The sequence below is a fragment of the Mycobacterium sp. genome (genome assembly GCF_035499775.1).
Classification (GTDB): domain Bacteria; phylum Actinomycetota; class Actinomycetes; order Mycobacteriales; family Mycobacteriaceae; genus Mycobacterium.
The window spans coordinates 1-3,508 of record NZ_DATJYB010000621.1; the positions used below are offsets into that span (position 1 = coordinate 1).

Annotated in this window: 3 protein-coding genes and 1 pseudogene; all 4 read left to right on the forward strand. The window is 65.0% G+C overall.

Annotation, left to right across the window (positions count from 1 at the left end; genetic code table 11):
• The coding region (locus VML93_RS37230; protein ID WP_325618689.1) for a DUF4331 family protein at nt 1–1,049 on the forward strand (1,049 nt) is incomplete at its 5' end.
• A 112-nt stretch (nt 1,050–1,161) separates the two neighbouring features.
• Nucleotides 1,162–1,410 (forward strand): annotated as a pseudogene (locus VML93_RS37235) (pyridine nucleotide-disulfide oxidoreductase); the annotation flags it as partial.
• A 180-nt stretch (nt 1,411–1,590) separates the two neighbouring features.
• A complete protein-coding gene (locus VML93_RS37240) occupies nt 1,591–1,944 on the forward strand; it encodes a UBP-type zinc finger domain-containing protein (RefSeq protein WP_325618691.1) in 354 nt (117 codons plus the stop codon).
• 315 nt (nt 1,945–2,259) lie between these two features.
• A partial coding sequence (locus VML93_RS37245; RefSeq protein ID WP_325618693.1) for an MFS transporter occupies nt 2,260–3,508 on the forward strand: 1,249 nt, incomplete at its 3' end.

Genomic DNA, 3,508 nt, shown 5'->3' on the forward strand with positions numbered 1-3,508 from the left:
CATGCCTGTCGCTGACGGATTCAGGAGAGCCGAGACCGATGTCCCATCACTTCGACACCCCGACGGGTCGCGAAGACCCCCGTCTGAATCTCTGCGATTTCTATCTTTTCGCCGGCGACCCCGGAAAGACCGTGATGGCGATGACGGTCAACCCGGCGGCCACCGTGGAGACGTGTGCTCTCTTTCGCGAGGAGGCTCTCTACGTGTTTCGCTTCGACACAGACGGTGACGCCCACGAGGAGGTGTCCTTCAAACTCAAGTTCGCTGAGGTGGTGCACAGCGCGGCCGCCGCGGGCGGACACGCACAGACCTTCGAGCTGCGCCTCGCCACCGGTGGCGACGCAGCTCAGGGTGGATCTGGCGAGGTGATCGCGTCGGGAACGACCGGCGTCACAGTCGCCGGCGAGAGCGGGGTGCGCGTCTTCGCCGGAGTGGTGCATGATGTATTCGGCGCTAATGCGGGCCTCAATGACTTCAGGGATGCCTTCGCGGCCGGCGTCTACAAACCCGAGGCTTTCACCAACCAGGTCAACGTCTTCCGAGATCGGACCGTCGCCGGCATCGTCGTCGAGGCGCCCAACGAGTTGATCAGCAGCACGACCAGGGTGCAGGCCTGGGCCACGGTGTCGCTGTGCGGCCACGCGCCTGAGCAGCAGGTCGCCCGCTGGGGCCTGCCGATGTTCACCCACCTCCACCTCAACGACGACGAGTTGAGCGAGGCGTTCAACTCGACCGCCCCGTCCGGGGACAATTCGCGGTTCGTCGCGCGCACCATCGACACCGTCACCAAATACGTCACACTCGCCGGCACTTCCGCTGATCCTGCCGCCTATGCGCGCCGCGTGGCCGACCTGTTCGGATCGATGACCCTACCCTACGAGCTGGGCACGCCCGCATCCTTCGACTACACCGGAATGAACGGGCGCGGGCTGATGGACAACGTGTTGGACAACGTGCTGTCGGTGTTGACCAACTCCCCGCTGGGCGCCGGTGTCGCGCCCGACCCGGCGCGGATCACGGCCGAATTTCCTTACTTCAGCTGTCCGTGACACCGCTGAGCCGTCTGGGCAGGTCGGCCCACATGGCTAGAGCTGTGCCAGGACACAGTTCCTCCATCGCGACGGGATACGAAGTCGGCCGCCTCGGGCAGTAATCCCTGTGCTGGTCGCCCGTAACGTCCGCGCCGAGTTCGCCGGCCGTCCGATGCACTCGTACAAGGCGCCCGCGCGGCGGTGGGGTTGGCTGCTCGGCGCCCAGACCGACGGTCTCGAAGTCTTCCTGCCCTCGGGCCATTCGTTCCGTTTCCCGCGATGGTCGGTCGACCGGGTGGTCATGCCGTGGGTAGTCCGGTGGGGCATGTATCGCGGAGTGCGGGCGAACGATCCTTTCGACCACGCCCTGCGCAGCTAAGCCGTATCAGCACTGTCGCGATCCGCCACGCAGCCTGGAACCCACCGTGCTCGACCAAAGACCGCTCGCGGATATCTTCGATGCACGCACGCGGGCATAATCCAGAAGGTGTGAGGCGCTAATGGCATCTCCAGGCAGCTGCTTTGGCCTATGCCATCAGCGAGGAAGGAGAGAATCGCGATGACTGCGGCCGTCGACCCATCGGTGCCACCGAGCGGTACGGGCTGTGCCGAGTGTGATGCCGTCGGCGGCTGGTGGGTGCACTTGCGGCGGTGTGCTGCCTGCGGCCACATCGGTTGCTGCGATGATTCGCTCGCCAGACATGCGACAGAGCATTGGCGGCACAGTGGTCACCCAATAATCCGGTCGTTCGAGCCGGGCGACGATTGGTTCTGGGACTACGAATCCAATGACTACTACGAGGGTCCCGCTCTCGCCCCACCGGAATGCCGCCCGGCGGATCAGACGGCCCCCGGCCCCCGCGGACGGGTGCCACACAACTGGGTCGCTCTGCTCCGCCAGCGAGACGGCTGACGAGATCGTGAGTCAGCGGCTGCGCCGCTTCCTTGCATGGCCGGCCTCCGCCGCAATTGGCTATGAGTGGGGTTCGGTAAACCGTGGGGGGACAAGGGCTTTGCGTAGGCGAGTACCCGTGGTCCGTGGTCGGGCGAGCGGGTTTAGCCTTTTTAATCCCTGCGCGGAAGGCCCTGCCCGCGGGCCAGAGATTGAACTCCGTTCGCCTTTGGTGCCCGCCCGGCCATTCCGGTTTGTTGCGGCAACGGAGGGCGTCGGTCGGCTTCGTCGTTGCGCCCCGGCCGGGCGGATTGCCTACCGATTATCGGTTCATTGGTGAGTCAAGGTCAGGAGCGTGGCGACGCCGGGGAACAGTCAGCCTGGGCGCCGTTGCGCAGCCGCGTGTACCGCGCCCTGTTTATCGCGCAGTTGGCCTCCAATATCGGCACGTGGATGCAAACGGTAGCGGCCCAATGGTTTCTGGTGGAGAAGCACAGCAGCGATGTCATCGTGGCGCTGGTTCAGACGGCGACTCTTGGGCCGACGCTGATTTTGGCCTTATTCGCCGGCGTGCTCGCCGATCTGTTTGACCGACGGCGATTGCTGATTGTTCTTCAGTCATATGCGGTGCTGGTGGCGCTGGCTCTGGCCGTGCTGACATACCTCGGCCGGCTCAGTCCGACGTCGCTGTTGTGGTTTACCGTGGCCATCGGTTGCTCGGCTGCACTGACGGGTCCGGCCTGGCAGGCGATCCAGCCCGAGGTTGTCCCGCGTGAGCAGATACCGGCTGCCTCGACTTTGGGCAGCGTCGCGGGGAATGCCGCCCGAGCGATTGGGCCGGCAATCGGCGGTGTTGTGGTCGCATTATCCGGACCGGCGGCGGCGTTCGCGATCAATGCAGTGTCGTTTGCGGGAGTAATATTTGCCCTGGTTTCATGGAAACGACCCAAGCAATTCGCGGCGATCGAGAGAGAGCAATTCGGCCACGCCATCCTCACGGGACTGCTCTACGTTAATAACAGTCCCATCTTTCGCCGGATCCTTTTGCGCGCAGTCCTTTTCCTGTTTCCGGCGTCGGCCGTGCTGGCGCTGCTGCCGGTGGCCGCCGCCCGCCATTGGCACCTGGAGGCCAGCGGCTATGGTGTCGCGCTGGCGGCTATCGGTTTTGGTGCCGTCCTCTCCGTCGTGTTTGCCGCAGCGTTGCACCAGAGGGTGTCCGACAACGTGTTGCTCACGGGGTCTGCCGCTGTGTACGGTTTTGCGCCGCTGGCGATGGCCTGGCTGCCATTCGCTGCGGCGATGCCTATCTTGGTGTTGTCGGGGATGTCGTGGCTGATCACGTTGACGACGTTGAACGCCGCAGCGCAACTCTCGTTGCCGCGGTGGGTGCGTGCCCGTGGGTTGTCGGCCTACCTGCTGGCCGCGACGGGAGCTCAGGCAATCGGCTCCTACGTCTGGGGTGCCGTCGCCACGCGGGCGGGACTCCACGTCGCGTTGCTTGGCTCCGCGGTGATGCTGGGGGCTGTTGCGCTCAGCATCGTCGTCCTTCCGCTGCGGCCGTGCACCGGGATGCTGAGCGTCGACA

Excerpts from the sequence above, each read along its gene's own strand:
- VML93_RS37240 (WP_325618691.1), top strand. The coding sequence starts at position 1,591 with ATGACTGCGGCCGTCGACCCATCGGTGCCACCGAGCGGTACGGGCTGT.